The sequence below is a fragment of the Spirosoma jeollabukense genome (genome assembly GCF_054777855.1).
The window spans coordinates 715606-737702 of record NZ_BAAHAD010000001.1; the positions used below are offsets into that span (position 1 = coordinate 715606).

General features: G+C 50.7%; 12 protein-coding genes. 2 read left to right on the forward strand and 10 right to left on the reverse strand.

Annotated elements, in window-relative coordinates:
* Positions 1-18 precede the first annotated feature (18 nt).
* The 3 genes from ACYVEA_RS02855 to ACYVEA_RS02865 form a co-directional block, all read right to left on the reverse strand.
* Positions 19-951 carry a dihydrodipicolinate synthase family protein gene (locus ACYVEA_RS02855; RefSeq protein ID WP_461111802.1) on the reverse strand — a complete coding sequence of 311 codons (933 nt, stop codon included), beginning with the start codon at positions 949-951 and terminating at the stop codon, positions 19-21.
* A gap of 42 nt (positions 952-993) precedes the next feature.
* Positions 994-2586, reverse strand: a complete 1593-nt coding sequence (locus tag ACYVEA_RS02860; protein ID WP_461111803.1) for a sodium:solute symporter family protein — start codon at positions 2584-2586, stop codon at positions 994-996.
* 61 nt (positions 2587-2647) lie between these two features.
* Complete coding sequence (locus ACYVEA_RS02865; protein ID WP_461111804.1) at positions 2648-4204, reverse strand: MGH1-like glycoside hydrolase domain-containing protein; 1557 nt, start codon at positions 4202-4204, stop codon at positions 2648-2650.
* A 196-nt stretch (positions 4205-4400) separates the two neighbouring features.
* Here ACYVEA_RS02865 and ACYVEA_RS02870 point away from each other — a divergent pair, with 196 nt between their 5' ends.
* Together ACYVEA_RS02870 and ACYVEA_RS02875 are read left to right on the forward strand one after the other, a co-directional pair.
* Positions 4401-6803, forward strand: coding sequence for a DUF5703 domain-containing protein (locus tag ACYVEA_RS02870; RefSeq protein WP_461111805.1), 2403 nt, complete (start codon positions 4401-4403; stop codon positions 6801-6803).
* Positions 6804-7146: 343 nt separating this feature from the next.
* On the forward strand, positions 7147-8031 hold the full coding sequence (locus tag ACYVEA_RS02875) for a cation diffusion facilitator family transporter (RefSeq protein ID WP_461111806.1): 885 nt from the start codon (positions 7147-7149) through the stop codon (positions 8029-8031).
* A 7-nt stretch (positions 8032-8038) separates the two neighbouring features.
* Here the strand turns inward: ACYVEA_RS02875 and ACYVEA_RS02880 are convergent, their stop codons facing one another.
* The 7 genes from ACYVEA_RS02880 to ACYVEA_RS02910 form a co-directional block, all read right to left on the reverse strand.
* On the reverse strand, positions 8039-11479 hold the full coding sequence (locus ACYVEA_RS02880; RefSeq protein WP_461111807.1) for a glycosyl hydrolase: 3441 nt from the start codon (positions 11477-11479) through the stop codon (positions 8039-8041).
* A gap of 142 nt (positions 11480-11621) precedes the next feature.
* Positions 11622-14102 (reverse strand): beta-galactosidase GalB, encoded by a 2481-nt coding sequence (galB, locus tag ACYVEA_RS02885; RefSeq protein ID WP_461111808.1) that lies wholly within the window; start codon positions 14100-14102, stop codon positions 11622-11624.
* Positions 14103-14218: 116 nt separating this feature from the next.
* Positions 14219-15283, reverse strand: coding sequence for a glycoside hydrolase family protein (locus ACYVEA_RS02890; RefSeq protein ID WP_461111809.1), 1065 nt, complete (start codon positions 15281-15283; stop codon positions 14219-14221).
* A 261-nt stretch (positions 15284-15544) separates the two neighbouring features.
* On the reverse strand, positions 15545-18499 hold the full coding sequence (locus ACYVEA_RS02895) for a sodium:solute symporter family transporter (RefSeq protein ID WP_461111810.1): 2955 nt from the start codon (positions 18497-18499) through the stop codon (positions 15545-15547).
* A gap of 90 nt (positions 18500-18589) precedes the next feature.
* Positions 18590-19744 (reverse strand): four-carbon acid sugar kinase family protein, encoded by a 1155-nt coding sequence (locus tag ACYVEA_RS02900; RefSeq protein ID WP_461111811.1) that lies wholly within the window; start codon positions 19742-19744, stop codon positions 18590-18592.
* A 211-nt stretch (positions 19745-19955) separates the two neighbouring features.
* On the reverse strand, positions 19956-21011 hold the full coding sequence (gene pdxA, locus ACYVEA_RS02905) for a 4-hydroxythreonine-4-phosphate dehydrogenase PdxA (protein WP_461111812.1): 1056 nt from the start codon (positions 21009-21011) through the stop codon (positions 19956-19958).
* 170 nt (positions 21012-21181) lie between these two features.
* A complete protein-coding gene (locus tag ACYVEA_RS02910) occupies positions 21182-22096 on the reverse strand; it encodes a dihydrodipicolinate synthase family protein (protein WP_461111813.1) in 915 nt (304 codons plus the stop codon).
* Between the last annotated feature and the right edge of the window lies 1 nt (position 22097).

Here is a 22097-nt window from a genome sequence, read left to right on the forward strand (position 1 = left end):
CGTCGGGATGACAGAAAATCAGATCGTCACCTTCAATTCCAGCTCTTCCTGTAAGCGCGTGTAGGAGGTAAACAACGTATCAACTTGCCGGGCAATGTCGGGGGTGAATGTACCGACGCTACGTCGGGTATAGGTCGACATGTCGAAGCCGCGCAGTTGTAAAAAGTACTTCGACACGGTTGGATAGACGTTGTGCATGACATCCATATTGTCGATGATAAATTGCTGCACTCTGGTTACTTCTTCCCGCTGGGCAGCATTGTCGTAATTATCACACAGCCAGACGATCAACTCGGGGAAGTAGTTGCCCTGAATGCACGAAAGTCCCGCTGAACCCGCCTTCAACGAATCGACAGCGTGAACCATGTAGGCATCGTACAAGCCAAAACCCGGCCGGGAAGCAAGCCGTAATTTCTCTTTAATCTGCGCCAGATCGAGCGACGTATCTTTATGATAAATCACGCGTCCGGTCTCGACAAACTGTTGCAGTTGTTCGGGCGAAATTAGACGCTTGTACGGAACCGGGCACTCATAAAATCCAACCGGGATTGACTCCGTTCGATCCAGTAATTGAAAAACGCGTTCGTTGAAAATGGCGTCCGGTTCGACTTCATCGGCCAGCAGGCCCGTAATCAGGATGACAGCTTCTGTACCCGTGTCGTGCACTTTTTTGACAAACTCAGCCTGTTGCTCAATCGGTCCGCCGAACGTACCGGTGGCCACCACCGGCACCGCGCCATTCACAACTTTAATGACATGCTCGATAATCAGAATCCGCTCCTGTTCGCTCAGTTCAAACATTTCGCTTGACAGGCAATTGGCAAACAAACCAGCCGCGCCAGCCTGTAAATAATAATCGGTGAGCCGGGTTAGGGCGTCGAAATCAATAGCGCCCGTATCAGTAAATGGCGTGAGCATGACGGGAATAAAGCCTTTTGCAGATGTTTTCATCAGAAAATAAAGAGCGAAAGAATGAATGGAACCGATTTATCATTATTCATTAGGGACGATAGCCTCTTTCTGAATCGGTGCCGAATTATGTGTTTTGAGTTTTGTCAATACCACACCCGTCAGGAAAATGGTGAGTGTACCTACGACGATAATCATATTGCTATGCAAGGTGTTACGCAGGAATCCGTATTCGTCGGGCAGTTTACCGGAGAACGTCATCCAGATGATTACCAGCACGCCAATGATGGTTGCCGTCAGCGCTTCGGGGCTTTTCGTTTGCCGACTGATCAACCCCAGCAGGAAAAGTCCCAACATGCCAGCCGCAAAAATTCCGGATAACGTCCACCAGGTATCCAGAATACTTTTTACGCCGATCATGGCAATACCAGCGCCCAAACCCGCCAGCCCAACCACAACCGTCGAGAGGTGCAACAACGTAAGCAACTTTTTGCCTGACAGGTTCGGGTTGACGTAGCGTTTGTAAATATCTTCCGTAAACACCGTCGCCGACGCGTTCATACCCGAACTGATGGTACTCATGGCGGCCGACAGAATGGCCGAAATAATCAGCCCCATGAGACCCGGCGGCACTTTGGTCACCATAAAATGCGGCATCACTTTGTCGCCATAATCAGCAGGTTGCAACGTAGCCACCAGACGCGATACCTCGGCCGCCGATGCGCCAATGGGTAGTCGATCCATTGCCACTTTTTGCTTGATCGCGTCGATGAATTCGGGGTGAAGCTGGTAGTAGGCAAACAGGCAGGCGCCAATGATGAAGAACAAAAGCGACGCCGGAACGTAGAGCCAGACGCAGAGCCACAACGATTTCGACGCTTCTTTGGTGGACGCCGTCGTATGGTACCGCTGAATGTAATTCTGGTCCATGCCGAAATTATTCAGGTTGATAAAAAAGCCGTACAGCAGCACCACCCAGAACGACGATTCGGTGAACGTCAACGAGAACGTACCCAGACTAAATTTATCGTTGGCCCGGCCAATATCCACGATTTTAGCCGCTCCACCCGGCATCGACTGCACGATCAGGTACACAATCAGGAGAGCCCCGAAGGTTTTGATGACCGCCTGTACAACCTCCGTCCAAATTACGGCTTCCATTCCCCCAAGAACCGTGTAGATAATGATGCAAATGCCCATTACCACCATGATCATCTGCATCGAGTAGCCGGTAAGCGCCTGTAAACTAAGGGCTATCCCCAGAAAAATAGACCCCATCCGGGCGAGTTGCGTAAGCAGAAAACAGACAACCGCATAGGTTCTGGCCCACGGGCCAAAGCGGTGCTCGAAGTGCGTATAAGCTGATATTTCACCGGTACGCCGGTAGAACGGAATAAAAAATCGAGCCGCTACGTAGGCCGCCAGCGGCATAGACAAACTAAAGACAAAGGAGTTCCAGTTGGTGCCGAAGGCTTTCCCGGGAACCCCCAGAAACGTATTGCTGCTCAGGAACGTAGCGTAAATGGATAAACCCGTTGCCCAGCCCGGAATCAGGCCAGATGCCTTCGTGAACTGATCGGCATTTTTGTTTTTTCGGGAGAAGTAAACCCCAACCAGCACCATCGCTACGAGGTAGGCGGCAATAACAGCAAGATCAACGAGAGGCAGGTTTTTCATGAAGGGTTTAGGAACAATTAACTAACTGACAGTTCAAAACTCTCGGTCAGTTAAAGGAAGGTTATAATCGGAAAGTCACCGGCGATAGTGTTTTTCCTTTAAATACTCGTTTTCCATCCGAAAAGACTATGAAGCCCTGACCTTTACCATAATGTTTTCCGGTTTTGTCGTACAAAATAGTCAGCGTTTTTCCGTGATACAGCACATTGTCGAGGCAAAACCAATTCCATTTGTTTTCAGGAATTAATGGATGGATTTCCACTACGTTGTCGGCGCGGGGTTTGAGGCCAACTAAATCGCTGATGACCAGATCGGCAAAGCCCGAGTGGTTGTAAAATTTACTCCTTGGATTATCGCCTTTCAGCCATTCGCCCGTCTTTTCGTCCTGATACTCACCCAGGTAGAGCTGCCCGTTCATGGTGTGCGACCGGGCATATTTTAACAACTCATCATAAAAAACCGTCTTCGTCATGGCCCCCTGATTTTTGTAATTGGTGAGCAGATTAGCCAGTCCTTTCAGTGTTTGCGTCGTCGCAAAGGGCCAGACGGGACCATCCCATTCACAACCGTGCCCGGACCCATGCGTGCGAAAACCCGGATGCCGGCGTTCGGCGGTGGTGATGCCCCAGGGCGCGTTGAAACCGGTGGTATCGGTTAGTTGATTCCACTGCGTTGCATACTCGGGCTTATCGTCGGGAAGGTTAAAATACCAAGGAATAAACCCAATGGCTTCGCGGGCGTTCGAGAAGCCGCCTTTTTCCAGTTTCACCTCGAAAAAATTGGCCGATTTATCCCACAAACTGTCGAGCGTCAGCTTTTTCAGTTCGGCCGCCTGCTGCTGGTAGCGCGTTTGTAACGTATCATTTTTGACCAGAGCAGCCATTGCCGCCAGGGCTTTGGCGTTGCCGTACATGTAGCTGTTGATGGATGGGCGACGATTTTTCTCCTTGCGCGAGCCGCTGATGGATTCCTCCATAGCATCTTTTACATCGAACTGCCAGAAAAGTCCGCTGGGCAACTGCTTCTCCTGCTGCCACTTACGGTAGTCGGCATCCAGTGCCGGTAACACTTTTTGGATGAACGGCTTGTCCAGATTGACGAGATACCGATTATAAACTGCATCGTCGACCCAGCTACTGAATCCATGAAACCGCTGTGCTACGTGCTTCGGGTCGACGTACAGCCAGAACGAAATATAGTCGTTTATGTACTGCGGATCGCGCAACCAGCGACCTTCGTAAATATGGTGGCCGAGGGCGCTGCTAATGGCGTTGTACTTTCCGGCATGGCTTACTTTGGTAATGAACTCCGTGAAAACATAACCTTCGGGCGTCTCCTTTAGATGTTTGCGAAACGCCCACCACCGGTAGTAATAAACGGTCTGCAATACCGAATCCGGGCAATCGAACATCGGGATATTTTTAGCGAGCCAGTCAAACGACTGATCGTTGGGTACGTAGTTTTTTACAGCTTCCTCCTGATCGATGGCGTTGAAGTAGGTAACGTAATTTTTCAGTTTATCCGTCGACAAGACCGTTGTCGATTGACCCCAACAAACCGTTGTTTGCAGCAACACAACGAACCAGACTAGACCGCAAATTCCTTGATACTTATTCATTGGCAAATCGTTACGTGAACTTCTTTTCGGCTTGTCAACCCCTAAATCCCCTGAAGGACGGTCGGCCGCTGCCGGACTTAACTCGTGTTTAGACAAAGTCCGGCAGCGGCCGACCGTTCTTCAGGGGATTTAGGGGTTTTCAGATAGCTGCTCAAGAAATTAACAACCTGTAGCTTCACAAATTTAGTCTCTAAATTTGCCATCAATCTCTACTATTTTCTCTTATAATTATACCATATTAGCCTTGCTACGTCCCATCTTCCGCCCCACATATACGGGTTTGCCAGTCGCTCTCTTACTGGCCAATCTACTCATTTTTAGCACACTAACTGACAGTTTAGCTCAGCTAAATCTGATTAATCAGTATAACGTAGTGTGGACAAGCCAGAGCAAAAATTCATCAGAATCGATGCCTTGCGGTGGGGGCGATATTGGCCTAAATGTCTGGGTCGAGAACGGTGATCTGCTGTTCTACATAGCGAAAAGCGGCACGTTTGATCATAACAACACCGTTTTAAAACTAGGCAGAGTTCGGCTTAAGCTTTCGCCCAATCCCTTCGAGACTGGAGCAACGTTCAAACAGGAATTGGTACTGAAAGAGGGATACATTCAAATTAATGGGGCAAAATCGGGACTTTCGGCGCAGGTCAGGGTTTGGGTCGACGTATTCAGACCGGTCATTCACGTCGATGTTTCCAGCAATAAAGCAATCAACGCCGAAGCTGCTTTTGAAAGCTGGCGCTACGTCGATCATGTGACCAAAGGCAAGGAAAACAATGCAAACTCCTACAAATTTGCGCCACAGGGCGAAATTAGAACCCTGAAAGATTCGGTTCGGTTTGCCAGTAATGAGGTCATCTTCTACCACCGAAATGATACGCAACGTTCGATTTTCGACGTAACAGTCCAGCAACAGGGCCTGGATAGCATCAAAATTCAATTGTTCAATCCACTGGCGAATCTGACGTTTGGCGGGAGCCTGTCAGGCGTGAACATGAAACCAGCCGGAACGTATCAGGGCAACTATCTGGATACGGATTTTCGGGGCTGGAAACTGGTCAGTAGGTCGGCATCCCGGAATCATGCGCTTGTCCTGCACCTGCATACCGATCAATCGGCGAGTGTGGCCGACTGGCAACGAGGCTTGGACAACGTAAAAAAGGAAGCCGCTACATCCGCAAAAACGGCTTCGGTTAAGACGCAGACATGGTGGAACGACTTTTGGGCGAAAAGCTACGTAGTCATTCTAGCGTCGCCCGGTTCGCCCCACTGGCAAATTGCCCGCAACTATCAACTATTTCGGTACATGCTGGGGTGCAATGCCTTCGGAAAATATCCTACAAAATTTAACGGCGGACTCTTCACCTACGACCCCTCACTGACCGACTCGACCATGCGCTTTACGCCCGACTTTCGCAACTGGGGCGGGGGCATTCATACGGCGCAAAATCAGCGGTTAGTGTACTGGCCGATGCTAAAAAGTGGCGATTTCCAATTGATGAAGCCTCAGTTCGATTTTTATCGCAATACGTTAAAAAACGCCGAGCTACGGACCGAATTCTACTGGCAGCATAAGGGCGCGAGTTTTACGGAACAGGTTGAAAATTTCGGCTTGCCCAACTCCGCTGAATATACCTGGAAACGCCCGAAAGACTACGATAAAGGCATGGAATACAACGCCTGGCTGGAGTATGAATGGGACACGGTGCTGGAATTTTGCCTGATGATACTGGATACCGAACGCTACGCCGGACAGGATATTTCGGACTATATGCCGCTGGTAGAAAGCAGCCTGACGTTCTTTAATGAACATTATCAGTATTTGGCCAGCAAACGGGGAAGTAAAACGCTGGACGGCGACAAAAATTTGATCTTATATCCTGGGTCGGCGGCCGAAACCTACAAGATGGCGTACAATTCCACGTCCACTATTTCGGCTCTCCGCACTGTGCTGACCCGCTTGCTGGAACTGCCTGATACGTATCTGAACGCTGAAAAACGGGAAGCCTGGACACTCATGCTCAGCCGGATTCCGCCCCTTTCATTCCGGTCGTTCGATGGTCACCCCACGATTTCGCCCGCCAAACTTTGGGAACGCATCAACAATACCGAATCGCCCCAGTTGTATCCGGTTTTTCCGTGGGGCATTTACGGCATCGGAAAGTCCGGCCTCGATACGGCCGTCAATACGTATCTGTACGATAAAGACGCGTTGAAATTTCGCAGTCACGTAGGCTGGAAACAGGATAATATTTTCGCGGCTCGCCTGGGCTTAACCGACGAAGCCGCCCGCCTGACGCTCCTTAAACTGGGCAACTCTCCCCGCCGGTTTCCCACGTTCTGGGGGCCCGGTTTCGACTGGACACCCGATCATAATTGGGGAGGATCGGGCATGATTGGCCTACAGGAAATGCTGTTGCAGGCCGATGGCAAAAAAATCTATCTGTTTCCGGCCTGGCCTAAAAGCTGGGATGTGCATATCAAACTCCACGCGCCTTACAACACAACCGTCGAAGCATTACTAAAAAATGGCAAACTTGAATCGCTCATTGTTACACCCGAATCAAGGCGGGGAGACGTAGTGAATTTACTGAAATAGGGAGTAGCAGCTGCCTCCTTAACGTACCAATGGTGTTATTTTCAACACAGAGGAAACGGAGTGAGGCATGAAGCTCATGGAGACAAAGCGCTTCACTGCGTTATATCTCAGTGTCTTGTTCGTAGATCGTCAGAGTTGGGCTTTCGATTCTAAACTTTCCGGATTTTCTATTTCAGGCTATAGCTACCCAAACTCAACGGCGGGAAGTGGTGTTACTCAGAGGAAATGATTCAGTCGGCGATTGCTCAGCAGGTACTTATTTCGGTAGCGCCGAACGGGTAAACCCAATTGATTTTCATGATTGAAGCTTAGGCTTTACAACGGCATTTTTTGAATAGCATAGATGGAACAACCCATTGAACCCCACCAGGCTGAACGGGGACAAAAAACAACGTTGGTCGGGATCGCCGTCAATATTGGTCTGGTGCTGGTTAAAGGAACAGCTGGCTGGCTAGGGCACTCCTACGCTCTTGTGGCCGATGCCATGGAATCGGGCACCGATATTGTTACGTCGATTTTTGTCTGGCTTGGCCTCCGCACGGCCGCAAAAGCCCCCGATCAGAATCATCCCTATGGGCATGGGAAGGCCGAGCCTTTAGCGGCTATGGTGGTGGCGCTGGCGCTGGTTGGCGCAGCCATCCTGATTGCGGTGCAAAGTATCCGTAATATTCAGGTGCCGCACGAAATTCCGGCACCATTTACGCTGGCCGTACTGGCGGGTGTCGTCATCGTGAAAGAAGTGCTGTTCCGGCGCATTGCCAAAGTTGGGAATGAAACCGAGAGCAGCGCCGTAAAAGCCGATGCGTGGCATCACCGCAGCGACGCCATTACGTCCCTCACCGCCTTTGTGGGCATCAGTATTGCGCTCATTGGGGGTCCCGGCTACGAGAGTGCCGACGACTGGGCGGCCCTGCTGGCGTCGGTGGTTATTGTGTACAACGCCTACCATATTTTCCGGCCCTCATTCGGTGAAATTATGGACGAAACACCGGCTGGCGACTGGCAAAAAGTGTTAAGAACCATTGCCCTGACGGTGCCACAGGTGAAAGGAATCGACAAATACCGGGTTCGAAAAACCGGGTTTGAGTATTTTGTGGACTTACACGTACTGGTGCCGGGCGACTTGACCGTAAAACAGGGTCACGATATCGCTCATGCGGTAAAAGCAGCTATTCTGAAGGAGAAACCCGCTATTTATGATGTACTGGTTCACATCGAACCGATTTAAGTAGTCGTTATTCCATTTTCGTAATTTTCACAGGCCCCAGCAAACCGGCTTCCTGCAAGGGTTTTCCCTGCAACCGGAAGGGGGCGGTAGTGCGGGTAATTCGTTTGGGTTCTGGCAACAACTGATCACCAATCAAGCGGTTGGCCCAGGTGTTGCTCACCTCAATTGTCAATTTATTTTCGCCGGGTTTGAGTTGGTTGGTAATCTCAATCCGATACGGAGCTGTCCAGATAACACCGCAGGAAATGCCGTTGACTTTCACATCGGCCATGTTGGCAATGCGTCCCAAATCAAGGTAAATACGTTGAGCAGGCGAGTTTTGAGAAGAAGCCCAGCTAAAGACTTTTGAGTAGGTTGCTGTTCCTGAATAGTAACGAATTGATGAATCAGCGGATTGGCTCCAGTCGGTGAGTTGGGTGAACGTTTGAGGTTGTTCAGGGCCGCCAAAAGCCGGATTAAACTGAACTTGCCACGATCCTTCCAGCGTTTGAACCGACTGAAAATCAGACCAGTTTTTGCCGGACTGACTAATTTGCCGGGTTGCTTTACGAAAAATAACAAACAACGATGCGTTTGGCTCCAGACGTACCGGAAGTTGCGTATGTCCACCGCGCAGACGCCATTCCCGGGCGTCTGTCAAATCATCGGTGATGGCATCATACAACTCAGGCTGCTTGCCAATAACCCGGAACGAAGCCAGTATATCCCGCTGTTTGTTCTGCTGATTAGCGATGAAATAAATGTCCGTTTCGCCGTCAGTTCGGTGCGTCCAGGCAATGTCATTTGCGTACCTGCCCGTTGAGTCCGTAAAGATCACATCTCGCATGACGTTCAGCTTTTCAAACGAACCCGGCTGGAAAGGTGTCTGAATCACCCACCCCTGCCCCAGCCGTTTTTTCCGAAGTGTCGTTGCACCATCCGCTACGTCCTGAAACAGGCCATCCCAGAGTTGATCGGCAAGCTGTTTCACTGGCTGATCGTCACCCTTCCCCGCCGAATACAATGGTTTCTCACCCAGCAGAACCGTTGCGCCACTCTTCACCACATCGACTAGTTTAGCCAGTGTTTTCGGTTTCATGAACGCATTATTGGTATTGAGAGGATGCTTTCTCGGCAATACGAGCAGGGCGTAATCTGCCCCATCGGCAAACGACACATTTCCTCCCTGCACTTTAGCCAGCGTGTTTAGCGCGTCGGGGCTGAACGAATCGTAGGCATATCCACGTAGCGGATTGACCCAATTCTCGGGATCGGCCATGTTGGCCGAATGCGTTACACCCGCCGGTTTCTGCCGCAGCGGCTGACCTACGTTCGTCAGTCGTTTGGCCTCTTTCTCAACAACATCTTTCCCGAAAATGCCGGGTAGGGTCGATACCAGTCGATCGGGTAAAACAGCGCGGCTGGGTATATCGTCGCCCGTGAAAACGGCAATGTCAGCAACGGGTCTGCCTATTTGAAGTAACGTCTGGCAGCGTCGGGCGTAGTCTACCCAGGCTCTGGCGGGCTTCCACCAGGTCTGGTCGCGTTGAAAATACAGGCCCACGCCGTCCAGTGTCATACCGGGTTTGCGGTCGAGCCAGGGGTTGTGCGTGAAGACGTGATACACCAACTTATTGATCCCCAAGGCGTAGTTCCGGTCCTGAAGGGTTTTCAGCATACCCGGATGTTCTGTCCAGTCCATACGTACTGTCGTAAATCCTTCGGCCTGAACAAGAGGTTTCCCATAAATATGAGCCGCCGAGACGGCGTCGAGCATGTCGTTCGGCTTGTCGTGCGTAGGGCTGTTCAGCCAGAATTCCCCCATCGGTATGTCTACCAGTCTGTAATGCGCCAGCCCATCGCTGGTCATGGTCGGGGCAACACTTTCGGCGGTAAACGTAACACCTTTCTGATGCGCCAGATCCGCCAATGTTTTGTAGAACGTATCGACGATTAATTCGGCCACTGTGCTGCGAATATCGTACAACACCTGCTCCGACATAGCAGCGCTCTCAACCGGAATCCCGGCCATGACCGGCAGATAAGGCGTCAGATCATACCCCCGCCGTTTTTTGAATTCATCCCCAAAAGCAGGCGACCAATTCTGACTCCCGCACTCCCAGCTATCGACGTGAAAGACCTTCAATACGTCCTTGCTCAAGGCTGGACCAATTTGCCGCTGGGCTTCCCCAAACCAACTATCGAACTGACGTTTAATGGCTTCGGGATTGAATTTATCGCACTCCAGTCCTTTCCCGGCTCCGGCGGTTGCGTTGGTATGCCCCGTAGACGTATGCCCGATTCGCAGGATCGTCCAGGAACCCGCCGGAGCTTCCCAGTCCAGCTGACCATCGGCTTTTAGCTTATCGGTGAGGTTGATAATTTTGTTGAGGGGGATGGCGCTATTTTCGCTTTTGGGAAAACCTGCATTCACAGGAATGGCCCGTTCCCCAACACGCCAGACAGCGGCCGATTTTCCTTCAAACTGATTAATTCTGGGTTCAGCGGAAAGCTCCAAACCCACCAATTTCAGGCCGGGCTTCCACTTGGCGGCATCCAGATCTTCAGAGCCGGGTTCAGAGCCGGTTTTGTCATAAACGAATCGAAAATAGCGGGCTGTGGTTGGCGTGATGGCGTGCGTTACGTCAGCGTCGGTATCCTGCCAGCCATGACGCGGGGGCGTAAGCCGACCAATGGCCCGAAACGTTTGACCATCGTCGCTTACCTCGATCAATAAACGCTGTGCCTGATAATTGTTGCCGCCCGTTCGGACAAGGATCGAACGGCAGGTAAACGGCTGATCGAATACGTACTGAATCCAGCAGGCCGTATCACTTCGGAAGCTTTCTTTCGTCGTACGGTTGAGCAGAAATTGCGGGTTTACGCCCGGCCTGCTGGACGTTATTTTGGGTTGTGAATGGTCCTGAGGTAGCGACGGAAATGCCAATACTGCGATGTTTTTGTAATAGCCTTCGCTTGTGGGCGGTTGAGGCAATTTGGCAGAAAACCGTTGACTTCCTTTTGCCTGAACCGACGAATACACTACTTTTTGCATCGACAATTCGGGCGTAATCCAGGGGCCACCCGCCAGCGCGAAGCCGTCACTGACGTGCATGCCCATTTCCAGACCCAATCGTTTGGCTTCCTGCATCGAGAACCGAACCATCTCCCACCAGCGGGAACTGAGTTGTTCGGTGGCGGGCACAAACAGCGGTGGATTTGTGACGCCCTTGATCGGCATCAAATACGCGCCACCAATTCCCGCTTCTTTCATGGCTTCCAAATCAGCCGTGATACCTTCTTTCGAGACTGCGCCCTGCATCCAGTACCAGAATACCCACGGTTTTGCCTGGCTGGTTTGCCTCGCTACCGGAACGATTTTCGCCAGCCCACCACCGGATTGGGCGAAGGCGCTAACATCTGTGAAAAAGATTACCAGTATAAAGCCAAGCTTTAACTTGCTGATCATAAATAGCTTGATTGAAACAAAGTCCCCTTTTATATTTTGCTTGTCTGCGAATGTTTTTGTCATTCCGACGCCAGGAGGAATCTCAAGTTTGATTGCTGAATAGGTGGAGATTCCTCCTGGCGTCGGAATGACAAAAAAAGTATTATTGACTAATCAACTCAACTGTAGCTCCTTGCAAGCCTTCCGACGTAACCGTTATAGTTATTTTCCCTGCTTTTTCGGTTGTCTGGATGATGGCCAGACATTTACCATGGTAGGCCTTTCGGTAGTTGGCTTTGAAGGGTTCAAGGCTGGCCTGGTAGCCATTATCGACTCCAGCAATTGTCCCCTCCCCTTTGACGCTGAACGTAATCAAATGGTTGGCGTCGGGAACGAGATTGCCTTGCTCGTCCAGTACGTTTACGGTGATGAATGACAGATCTTTAGCATCGGCATTCAGTGTATTCCGATCGACGATCAATTGAATTCTAGCGGGCTTTCCAGCCGTTGAAATCGTTCGGGTGAGCACGACTTTGCCAGCTTTCCGGGATACCGCTTTTAACGTACCGGCTTCATACGGAACGCGCCACATCACGTGCAGATCATCGCCCGACTTCCTGCGAATACCCAGCGATTTGTCGTTCAGGAAAAGTTCAACCTCATCCGCCTGGTTGTAGTACGCCCACACGTCAACGGTTGCCCCTTTTTGCCAATTCCAGTGCGGAAAAATGTGCAGAACGGGAGTATTTGTCCACTCCGACTGGTACAAATAATAGACGTCTTTGGGAAACCCGGCCAGATCCAGAATGCCGAAATACGAACTTCGGGCTGGCCACGGATAAGGATGCGGTTCGCCCAGGTAATCGAAGCCCGTCCAGATGTATAGCCCCGCCATATGCGGCAGTTTTTTGATAACTTTCCAGGTCTGTTCGTGCGTCGAACCCCAGTAAGCCGCTTCGTTATCATAGGCCGACGCCGTCCAGTCGGGATTGCCGTCTTTAAAAGTAGCGGGTCCACCTTTTCCCCACATACGTACCGAATCGGACGGCATGTCGTAATGCCCGCGCGTTTGCAGGGACGATCCCGTTTCGGACGCCAGAACAGCCTGATTCGGGAAGGTTTTGGGGAAATCAGCGTAGGCTTCGTGCTTGTAATTGAAACCTAACAGGTCCAATGCACCCGACCGATAGATGAAGTTTTTATCGGGTATATTTTCCGTCAACGCCGACGTAACGGGACGAGTTGTATCCAGTTTCCTAACAATTCCTACCAGCTCTTTTGTAATTGTAAGCCCCGTTGAATCAAACTGTTCGCGAATTTCATTGCCGATGCTCCACATAAAAATCGACGGGTGGTTCCGGTCGCGACGAACCATGTCTTCGAGGTCGGTTTTGTGCCAGGCATCCCAGCTAAGTCCGTAATCCTGCTTCGATTTCTTTTTCTTCCACATGTCGAAGGCTTCGTCCATCACGATAAAACCCATCTGATCGCACAAGTCCAGAAATTCAGGTGCAGGCGGGTTGTGCGCCGTGCGGATGCCGTTGCAGCCCATCGCCTTTAATAACTCGAGCTGACGCTGCATCGCACGTTGGTTCACGGCAGCACCCAACGAGCCAAGGTCGTGATGCAGACAAACGCCCAGAATCTTCGTGGGCTTCCCGTTCAGCGAAAAGCCAGTGGCCGGATCGAATTTGAAATAGCGGATACCCAGTGGTGTTTCGTACGTATCGACCAGTTGGTTCTGACTGTAAATTCGGGTCACGACTTTATACAGGTACGGGTTTTCGATCGACCAAAGCGTTGGATTCTTTACCGTGAACGACTGCGAAATGGTTGTTAACGTATCGACTAACGGAACCGACGGCGCAGTAGCCGTTGCTACTTCATGGCCTGCTACGTCCGTAATTACACTGACAACCCGGACGGTTTGCGGTTTTCCATCGGAGCGTCGACCGACCCCGTTACGTATCGTTGTCTGCAAAGAAACACTGGCGTTCTGATTCGTCACGTTGGGCGTTGTCACACAAGTACCCCACTGATCGACAGCGAGTTGGGACGTAGTAACGAGTCGCACATTCCGATAAATTCCCGACCCTGAATACCAGCGCGAATTGGGTTGCGTCGAATTATCGACACGTACCGAAATGACGTTTTTCTCTGTACCGAACTTGAGGTATTTGCTAAGATCGTACCGAAATGAGCTGTAGCCATAGGGCCGCATCCCCAGCGAATGCCCATTGATCCAGACGGCGCTGTTGCGATAAACCCCATCAAATTCAACACAAACGGCTTTGTTTTTTGCCGAAACGGGCACCCTAAAAACCTTCCGATACCAGCCAATTCCCGTGGGCAAGGCTCCCTCCTGGGTGGTGCTCAGGTGACGTTCACTAAACTGTCCTTCAATGCTCCAGTCGTGGGGCAAGGTCAGCATCCGCCAGTCCGAATCATTGAACACTATGTCCTTTGCTTTCGCGTCATCGCCTAGGTAAAACCGCCAGTTTTTAGTAAAATCCAGTACGGTACGTGGCTCGTTTCGGGCGAAAACGGGGGAGGTTATTAAGATTAGAAGTATAGCTAGAAGGCTGATCAGTTTTTGTTCAACCTGAAAAACCCCTAAATCCCCTGAAGAGGACTTTGTCTGCAAGCGAATTAAGTCCCCTTCAGGGGATTTAGGGGTTGTGATAGGGTTTATAAATGATAGGTTTCGTGATGTCAGATGCTTACATCTTCCACCATGAAACCTATGAAAAAGCGTATCCCTCATGGCTTTTTAGTGGCAGGTGCAGGTACGAATATCTTTTTACTTTTCCCTAAATCGACCGACGTAGCGACGGCGATGCCCCGTTGCTCGGCTTTGTTGACAGCGCAATAGAAGTGATACACGACGCCTTTATGCTTCACGACGAACGACTTATGAGCGTATAAGTCGTCATACGGCTCCGACGGCTCGACCAGGTTTGCACCTGTCCAGTCGGTCCAGTTGACCAGATCTGTTGACACGGCAAAGCGATTAAAGGCTCCCTTTCGATCCTCCCAGAAAGCGCCGAAATAAAACATGACGTAGAGATCGCCGATTTTCTGAATCACAGCGTCGCCCGTAATGCCAGCCGAGTGCATCAGAACCGGCTCTTTCTGAAAGCGTTGCCAGTTCAGCATATCGTCTGAAACGGCCATGCCAATACGTTCAAACCAGCGGGTTTTATTCACACCCGTCGTATCGCCGTTGGCGTTATAGTACATCACAAACGGGTGCCCAGTCAATTTTTTAGGATCGTGAATGACGGTGCTCTTGTATAATTTTCGATTTTCCCACCAGCGCGTGTCAGGGTCTTTGGCCGTTAAAACTGGTTTCGCCTGGCGCTGCCACTCGTGCACTTTCGTGGGGTCCTGCGCTGTAGACGCTATGCCAATGGACAGATCACCCGCTTCGTATCCTTTGGCAGCACCGCCGATATACGATAGCCAGTACTTGTTCTGGTATTTCTCCAGTGCGTAATTTCCGCCCCATTGATAATCCTGCAACGCGTTATAACCTGCTTTCTGATTGGCGTCCCACTGCGTACTGTCGGAGAATGACATAATACGTCCCAGCGTCTCCCAGTTCAACAGATCGTTGCTTTTTGCGAGCCAGGTTTCATAACCGCGTCCGTCATAAATCAGGTACGTCATATACCATTTTCTGCCTTTCTGAAACACCGTTGGGCAATCCAGTTTCCGCGAATTATCGGCGGGTGTCATCACCAACCCATACTTGAACGGCGTCTTGACTTCGTCATAAATTCGCTGCAGTTGTGCATCGGAAACACGCGCAGTCTGAGCAAACATAGGTGTGGATAAAAGGCAAAGAAGTATAACTCGGAGGGCTGGGAAGGTCATTATACTGATCAATTAAAGCCTATGGCGACTCAGAGTGCAAATCTATCCGTGATTAAGTCTATATTTATCTATTATTTTTCCTGAAGATTATATCATGTTAGCCTGCATTTGGTAGCCGTACCAGCGGACGGTCAGCAGGGCAGCCAAATGCACAATCGGAAAGCCAAGTGAAAACGTGGGCATCTATTTCGAGTTTGATAGCATTAGGTTTTAATTAATCAGCTTCTCCAAATCCTCAAACTTCCGAACAGCGGTAGCGGGCAGATTTTCGCCTTTCTCACCGAAGACATACATCGACGGATATTTTTCAATGGTGCCTTTCGATTCGTCAGCTTTCTTCACATCCAGCGCAAAGTTCTTCGCAAGAAAATCGTACAGCGCCAGTCGCTTATTGATGCCATAGTCGTGGCCTTCCTGGGGCAGATGGACATTTTTTACGGCGTCCGTTTTTCCATAGAAACTGTAGATACGTTGCAGAAAGGGGAATTCGGTATCGGGTACGTGCTGGGTCCAGTCTTTACCGTCGGTGATGGCTAATTGCGGACGGGGGGCCGCCATGGCAGCAATCTCTACGTTGTTGGTGCCCGTGCCACAAAGGTGTACACCCATACCACTTTCGCAGGGACAACCGCCACTGTGATAGGATGATAGCATCACCACAGGTACACTTAGCGTGATGCGGTCATCCAGAGCGGTCAACAGCATCGTCTGACTTCCTCCCCCCGATCCGCCACTGATCGCAACGCGCTTTGGATCGGCGTTTTTGAGCGTCAGCAGCCAGTCGAGACTACGCATCCCGTTGAGAATCTGAATCGTTTGAGCGAGACTTTTTCGATGATCTTCCGACCTGAATTGCAAGGCCGACTCACCCCAGGCGAACAGATCATAACTAAAGGCGATGGCACCCATGCGAGCCTGCATCGCACACCGGTATTGCGCATCGGCCCGGTAGCGACCATCGCCAAAATGCCCGTCGGGATTGAGGATTACGGGCATCAGCGCTTTGGTATTCAGGGGCTTATACAACGATCCCGTTACGTACAAACCCGGCAGTGTTTCAATCGCTACGTTCTCAACCGTGTAACCGTCGTATGTACGTTTGTTGGTAATGATGGGCTGACTATTGGGTTTGGCGGGCAAGTGCGACAGTTTGAGGGCATCCCACATACAGGCTTTTAACTCCGCTTTGCGTTTTTCCCAACTGGCTACGTCGGTGTACAAAGTCGCTAAATAAGCGAGTTGCAGTTTACCTTCGTCGGGCGTTTTGAGGTGGTATTGAAACGCCTGGAGTTTGTATTTTTTATCCCCTTCTTTCGCAAACGTAATGTCCTGCGACGCCAGAATATTCGCCATCGTTTTCTCGACATCAGCCGGTCGGAACCGCCAGTCGGCATACGTAACGAATTTATCTTTGATCAGCTCTTCGGGGTAGCGAATCTTTACGGCATAGCGCCGTTCGATTTCACCAATGACCTCTTTGAGTGGCTTTTTAAATTGATCATCAGATGTTTGCGCCGATGCGACCAGACTGCATCCGAGCAACAAAATGATAAACCCTAGTTTTCCTGTCGCTTCAAATTTCGAGCGGACCGCCATATCGGAAACTTGTTTTGACGCTTCTTTCGACGCCGTTCGCCAGCCGCTGTATAATAGGTTTTTGTCGAGTTTTGGCTTGGGGAAGAACAGACTCGCCACGTAGCCGACACCAATCACGATCAGGTGGCTGTACACGCCCAGCATCAGCTTGTGGTGGGTAAAATTATACATACCCAGATCCAGCAACAGCCGCTTGTTTTCGCCATAGCCGATTTTGGTCGACGTTAGAAACGCGTAGGCTGTAAACAGAATACAGACGATGATCGCAATATTGACGCCCTGTCTGTTGGCTCTCGCGCTGAAAATTCCCAGCAGAAAAATACCGACAATCCCGCCCGAAAAAATAGCATACAACGTGAAGACAATCCCCAGAACGCCCTCATTTCCAGCCTGCAAATAAATGGCTCCAATGCCAATTGCGATCAAACCCGAAAGAACGACAATTCCCTTGCTAATGGTCAAATATTCTTTGTCGGTACGTGTTGGACGGAATTTCTTGTAGAAATCTTCCAGACCAACGGCGGCCAGGGAATTCAGGTCGGCACTGAGGCTGCAAATGGCCGCTGAAATCATGGCCGCCAGAATGAATCCCACCACGCCCGTCGGAAATTTCGTCATGATGAAATACGGAAAAACGGCATCAGGACGTAGCGACGGCGGCAAAGGCTGCTGCTTGTAATACACAAACAGAGCGGTGCCAATAAACATGAACAACGCCCAAACCGGCACGGTTAACGAAATGCCCAGAATCGACGCTTTGATAGCGGCTTTGTCGGTTTTGGCGGTCAGGTAGCGTTGCACCACGGTCTGGTCGGTACCGTATTTCTGAATGGCGTAGAAGGCACCGTTGATGACCATGACAACGAACGTAAGCTTCGTAAAATCGAGTTCGTAGGGGCCAAATCCTGTTCGGTTGTTAGCCGATGCTACGTCGATGATTTCGGGAAAACCACCTTTAACGGAGAAAATAATGACGACTACACAGAGAATGCCGCTGGCAAAAAGCATGAATCCCTGAAACACATCCAGCCAGATAACGGCCTCAATGCCGCCCAGCAAATTGACGGCAATGATGATCAATCCGACAAGAACGATGATGTAAAAGGTATTACCGCCGGTCATGTTGGTCAGGGCGACGGCCAACAGAAAAAAGACGGTCCCCATGGACGAGAACTGCCTCAGAACGAACGCAATGGAGCTATAATAGCGGGCAAAACTACCGAAGCGTTTTTCGAAATATTCGTATGTACTCAGTCCGATCACCTTGCGATACAGCGGCACAATGAACCAGATGGTGCCCAGCAACACAATGGGCACCATCAAACCCTGTACCAGCAAAATCCAGTTTGACGAATAGCCTTCGCTCGGATAGCCCAGGAACGTAACGCTGCTGATCAGCGTAGCCAGCAGCGACATCCCGATTGCCCAGGCCGGCACTCTGCCTTTGGCAGCAAAATACGTCTGGGTTGTATTCTGATTTTTGGCGTAGCGCAAACCAAAATACAAATTGATAATCAACACCGTAACGATTATCAGGTAATCAATTGCGCTCAAGGTTAGGTTTGGCATTCGGTTTAGAAATTTATTTTTCTAACGTATCCACAGGCTTCAGCCCGTGTTTGGATCAGCACTAAACACGGGCTAAAGCCCGCGGGTACGTTATGCAAACGTCCATAAGTCCGGTGCCCAGCGGTAGCTTCCTGGCTTTACGGTAATATGTAAATTATTATTGTCGACAACGGCGCTTCGAACGACGCCAGCCCCCAACTCCTGCGTTACGGCCAGGCGCGTAATACCCAGTTCACGCAGAGTAGCCGATGCCGTTGAGCCGCCTTCGATAATTAATTCATCCACCGGGAATTGGTTGAGCACCAGCTTTACAGCTTTTGCCATGATCGTTCTCAAATGAACCGCCATCCCACTGGCATCCACGACCGATTCAGGCCCTATTGCCATAATCACCTGCTCATGTCGCTGAAAACAGTCAATAATACTCGCTACCCAATTCGCCAATTCAGTTGTTTCCTGATCTCCAGAATGCAACAAGGTATCGGGCATATAACAAACAAAATTGCCGGTCATAGCCGCTTTTTTTACCAACTCAACGCTGTGACCAAAGGCACTTCCGCATACGTAAAGTCTGCAATGGCCCAAGGCACTTGTTGGGCTTGTTGCCCGTTTAGATACGTAGCGCGATCCGAGAATAGCCGTAAAGAAACCCGATCCGCCACCCGGTAGCGTCTGCTCATCGACACGGCTGGCCCATGCCTGTAGGTCGCCTTGCGTGCCAACCTCGCCGATGACAATACCGGGCTGAACTAAAGCTTCTGCAGGTGGTTGCACCGTTATTGGCACGTCATTTCCAGCGAGTCGCTTCAACACATTCGATTCGATTATCGGGAATTCCGGATCGTTCGAGAAATGAGTCTGGTGGATCAGCTTACCCTGAACGTAATAATGGCCGTCGATCAGAATTCTACCCAGCGCCGGATTCGCCGGAACGATCAACGCTTTCTCTAAACCCAGGACGGCCAGCTGTGCCACGGTTTCCGGAATGACGTGTCCCCGCAGTACCGAATCGACTTTTTTGAAAATCAATTGCGGCTTCATCGCCTGTAAAGCCGCACTGACTTCGCTCATGATGGCGACCGCTTCCGGCTCCGAAACCGACCGGGCATCCGTCGCAATAACCAGCAATTCCGCGTTCGACTGCGGATTGACAGACATGGCTAATTCCACATCGAGCCCGTACGTCACCCCAATACCACCCAACTCGGCGGCCCCCGTTAAATCGTCTGCAATGACTGCTATCATTATGTTTTTTGTCCGCTGGTTCAATAACCCCCAACCCCCTGAAGGGGGCTATGCTTTAGAGGTGACAAAGCTCCCTTGTTCGGCGTAGTCTCCAGACTGCGCCGTCGTGTTATCCGGTCTCTGACCGGAATTAGCTTTTTTAACACGGTCGGAGACCGGATAACGCACGAGCGTAGTCTGGAGACTACGCTCAACCGAGTGACAAAAAAAGTTACACCGCCTGCAAATTCTTCTTTCGATACCTCGACAATTGAACCGCTGATTCAATCGCCAGGATCATTGCGTCGGGGCTGGCGACACCTTTTCCGGCAATTTCAAAGGCTGTTCCGTGATCGACCGAGGTGCGAATGATGGGCAATCCCATCGTGATGTTTACCCCTTTCACGCTGTCCATCTGCTTCTTGTCGGCGTTCCATTTGAAGCCTGTCAGCTTGAACGGAATGTGGCCCTGATCGTGGTACATCGCCACAACACCGCCGTAATAACCCGTTGCCGCTTTCGAAAATAACGTATCGGCGGGAACCGGGCCTTCGACGTCGTAGCCCCGTCGTTTCGCTTCTTCGACTGCTGGCCGGATTTCTTGATCGTCTTCCGTGCCAAACAATCCCGAATCGCCCGCGTGTGGATTCAGACCCGCAACACCAATTTTCAGGTTTGTTTCGCCTAACGAAATCAAGCCATTGTATAACAGGTCAATCACTTCAAGAATACGATCTTTTTTCACCAGATCGCACGCCTGCCGCAACGATACGTGCGTCGATACGTGAATCACCTTCAACTGGTCTTCTACCAGCAGCATACCATATTTTTTCGTGTTGGTAAACTGGGCGTAAATTTCGGTATGTCCCGCGAAATGGTGACCGGCTTCGTTGATGGATTTTTTGTTGATCGGGCCGGTAACGGTTGCGTCAACTTCATCGGCCAGGGCAAGATCAATCACAGTTTTCACTGCCGCAAATGCCGCTTCGCCCGCCATGGCCGAGATTTCGCCGAATTGCAGATTAACGAGATCGACATTGGCAAGGTCGTAGACATCAACCGTCCCTAACGTAAATTTCGCATCCGAAACGGACGTAATGGGATTGATAATTACGTTCAGATTCAACCGCGTGGCGATGTCGCGAAATACACTAGCATCACCTACCAGAACAGGGTTGCAGATGTCGTAAATAGTTGGATTCAGAAGTGCCTTAACGGCTATTTCGGGGCCAATGCTCGCCGGATCACCCATCGTGATTCCGACTATTGGTTTATTGTCTGTGTTCATCTTAAATATCTGATTAACAGATTTGATAAAGTTAGAAGCTATCTGAAAATTGTTTTTAGTCAACCTGCAAACCCCTAAATCCCCTGAAGGGGACTTGGCTCATGCTTAGACAAAGTCCCCTTCAGGGGATTTAGGGGTTTGTCAGACAGTTTCTTAGGTCTTGTCAATGATTACAGTTGTATTTCCTCCTTCTCGACCAAGTCGATCAGGGCAGCTTTCAATTGAATTTTCTCCTGCTCCGACTGCGGTTGAAGCGGGGGCATCACGGTGGTTCCGCATAAGTCATATTCCTGCATCAACACCTTCAGCGCCCACAAGGATTCACCCAGCGTTCGGCCTGCCTGATAGAGATGGCCGAATGCATCCGACTGATTCTGACAGCTATACGCCTTTTCCTCGTTGCCCTCCTCAACCGCCTTCAACATATCGCGGTAAAGGCCCGGAAAGAGATTTCCGGTACTCGGAACAAGTCCGTCACTCCCAGCGAGCAACGCGTGCGCCGATCGGGCGGCCCAGCCCATAAAATGGCTGAAATCAGGGCGGTTTGCCCATAACGCCAACGACTCGCTTAGTCGGTCGGTGCTACGTTCCGAGTCTTTGATACCGACGATTCGGGGGTGGTAGCTAAGCTCATCAATCACCGGAATCGGAATCGACATGCGGGTTGTCGCGAAGATGTTGTAGATGATCAGTGGCCCATTCAACTGATCGGCCAACTGCTCGAAATACCGCTTCATCTGGCTCTCCGACAGCGCATAATACGACGGCAACGTAGCGGCCACGGCATCGACGCCCTCATCGAAACAGTAATTGGCAAAATCGACCGACTCCTCCAGACAGTTGGACGAGATACCCGCGTACAACACCGTATCTGCCGACTTCAGCCGTGCCGCTTCTTTCACATAGGCCTGTTTTACCGACAGGGGCAATGAGGTCGATTCGCCCGTAGTCCCCAGAACGAACGGCATAGCTTCATTGATCTGAAGATTGGCCATCATCTTTTCAACGGCCGTTCCATCAATTTTATACGCGTCGGTCAGGGGCGTAACCAGCGGAACAACAACACCCTGGTATTTCTTTTTCATA